General features: G+C 70.6%; 1 protein-coding gene. It reads right to left on the bottom strand.

Annotation, left to right across the window (positions count from 1 at the left end; all coding sequences use genetic code 11):
• Positions 1-3,284, bottom strand: a 3,284-nt coding sequence (locus ACWDU1_RS30975; RefSeq protein WP_450003916.1) for an amino acid adenylation domain-containing protein, incomplete at both ends; no start/stop codon positions are given.

The following is a 3,284-nucleotide window of genomic DNA, read 5'->3' on the forward strand; positions in this document are numbered from 1 at the left end:
GGTACTCCAGCTCACCGGCGGGCGTCCAGCGCACCAGGTCGCCGGTGCGGTACATCCGCTCGCCGATCTCGAACAGATCGGCGACGAACCTGTCGGCGGACAGGTCCGGCCGGGCGACGTATCCGCGTGCGAGCTGGCGGCCCGCCAGATACAGCTCACCCGCGACACCCGAGGGCACCGGCCGCAACCGGGCGTCGAGCACGTAGACGCGTGTGTTGAACACCGGCGCGCCGATCGGCACCGACGTCGTATCCGCCGCGGTCACTTCGTGGTAGGTCACGTCGACCGCGGCCTCGGTGGGGCCGTACAGGTTGTGCACCGTGGCGCCGGTCAGGTCGCGCAGCTGATGCGCCGGCTTCGGCGGCAGCGCCTCACCGGAGGCGAACACCATCCGCAGCGACCGGCACCGCGCCGTCTCCGCGGCGGTACCGGCGAGCGCACCCACGAAGACCGTCAGCATGGACGGCACGAAATGCGCCACCGTCACACCTTCGGCGTCGATGATCTCCGCCAGATAGCCGGGATCGCGATGCCCGTCCGGCTTCGCGACCACCAGCCGCGCACCGATCTGCAACGGCCAGAAGAACTCCCACACCGACACGTCGAACGTCGACGGCGTCTTCTGCAACACCACGTCGGTGTCCGCCAGCCGGTATTGCGACTGCATCCACACCAGGCGGTTGACGATCGCGGCGTGCGATACCGCCACGCCCTTCGGACGACCGGTGGAACCGGACGTGAAGATCACGTAGGCGGTGTTCTCCGGCCGCAGCGGCGCGGACCGATCCGCATCGGTGACCGGGGTCGCCGGGTAGCCCGTGAGGTCCAGTTCGTCGACGACCACCACCGGGCGATCCGCGGTGGTGAACTCATCGGCCGCACTGGTCAGGACGCAGAGCGGGTCGGCCGTGGCCAGGATGTAGTCCGTCCGTTCGGCCGGCTGCTCCGGATCCAGCGGTACGTAGGCGCCACCGGCGGTGACGACCGCGTACATCGCGACGACCAGATCCAGCGAACGCCGCATTCCGAGCGCCACCGGAACATCCGGTCCCACACCCAGCGACATCAGATGCCGCGCCAGGCGGTTCACCCGGCCGGCGAACTCGGCATAGGACAGACCTGTCCCCTCGAACGCCACCGCGGTCGCTTCCGGAGTCCGCACGACCTGGTCGGCGAACAGGCCGACCAGCGTCGCCGCCGGATCGACGGCCCGCTCCGGGCCGTACCCGCCGCGCACGATATCCGAGGCCTCCACCACGTCCAGCAGCGGCAGATCGCCCAGCGGACGCTCGGGCGTGCGGACCACGGCCTCGAGCAACCGGACGAAGCGGCGCCCGAACTGCGCGACCGTCGCGTCGTCGAACAGGTCCGTCGCGTAGATGAAGGTCGCGACGATGCCCTCGGTTCCGGGCCGCTCGCTCAGATCGAGCTGGAGATCGAATTTCGCGGTCTCCATCGGCATCTGGACCGCACCGAGGGTGAGCCCGGGCAGTTCGGCCTGTACCGGCGGCGTGTTCTGCAGCGAAAGCATCACCTGGAACAGCGGGTGCCGGGCCTGCGAACGCACCGGGTCCAGGATCTCCACCAGGCGCTCGAACGGCAGATCCGCGTGCCCGAAGGCGGCGATATCGGTACCGCGCACCGCACCCAGCAGTTCGGTGAACCCGGCGCCGGAATCGATCGGCGTCCGCAACACCAGGGTGTTGACGAACATACCGATCAGATCGTCGAGGGCGCGCTCACCGCGGCCCGCGATCGGGGTACCGATCGCGATATCGGTCTCGCCGGACAACCGCGACAGCAGCACCGCGAAGGCCGCGTGCACGGCCATGAACAGCGTCGCGCCCTCGGCGCGCGCCAATTCGGTGAGCCCGGTGTGGGTTTCGGCGTCGATCTCGAACGTATGGGTCGCGCCCCGGCCCGAGGCCACGGCGGGCCGGGGCCGGTCGGCCGGAAGATCGAGCTGGTCGGGCAGCCCCGCCAGCTCCCGCGACCAGTAGGCCACCTGCTGGGCGATCACGGAGGCTGGGTCGTCCTCGGCGCCCAGGACCTGCCGCTGCCACAGCGTGAAGTCGGCGTACTGCACTTCCAGCGGCGCCCAGCCGGGAGCGTCGCCCGCGGTGCGGGCCACGTAGGCGGTCACCACGTCGCGCAGCAGCGGGGCCATCGAGAACCCGTCACCGGAGATGTGATGGACGACGAAGGCGAGTACGTGTTCGGTGGCGTCGAGCCGGAACAGCCCGGCCCGGAACGGCACCTCCGCGGTGACATCGAAGCGGGTGGTGACCAGTTCGGCGAGCCGCGCGGGCAGTTCGGCCATCGCGACCTCGGCCGACGCCAGTTCCGGCATCACCTCGGCCGTCGGCAGCACCTGCTGGTACGCGGTGCCGTCCACCTCGGGGTAGAAGGTGCGCAGCGATTCGTGCCGCGCCAGCACATCGCCGACCGCCGCCCGCAACGCGGCGGTGTCGAGTTCGCCGGACAGCCGGACCGCGATCGGGATGTTGTCCACGAACGAATCCGGGTCGAACCGGTTCAGGAACCACATCCGCTGCTGCGCCAGCGACAGCGGCACCCGCTCCACGGTCCCGCCGGACGCGAGCTCGTGGGCCGGACGCGGCCGCGGGGCCAGCGCCACCCGGCCGCCGGTCCCGGACTGCGATTCCGCTCGCACGGCCAGGGCGGCCACCGTGGGCGCCTCGAACAGGACGCGCACCGGCACGTCGATATCCAGCGCACGCCCGACGCGGGCGGCGACCTGGGTCGCGATGAGCGAGTTACCGCCCAAGGCGAAGAAGTCGTCGTCCACGCCGACCCGGTCCACCCCGAGCACATCGGCGTAGATACCGGCCACGATCTCCTCGATCGGGGTCGAGGGAGCCCGGAACTCGCGGGCCTCGAACTGCGGCTGCGGCAGCGCCCGGCGATTCAGCTTGCCGGACGGGCTCAGCGGGAACTCGTCCAGCTGCATCACGGTCGCCGGAACCATATAGGCGGGCAGGACCACGCGCACCGCGTCGAGCAACTCGGTGGCGTCGATCCGCGCGCCCGACGCGGGCACCACATACGCGACCAGCTGCTCACCGAGCTGCGAGGCCGCGACCGTCACCACGGCCTGGCCCACCTCCGGCTGCGCCAGCAGCGCGGTCTCGATCTCACCGAGCTCGATCCGCAGACCACGCAACTTCACCTGGAAGTCGGTGCGGCCCAGGTACTCCAGCTCACCGGCGGGCGTCCAGCGCACCAGGTCGCCGGTGCGGTACATCCGCGTCCCGGTCTCGAAC

The sequence above is a fragment of the Nocardia sp. NPDC003345 genome (assembly GCF_053589395.1).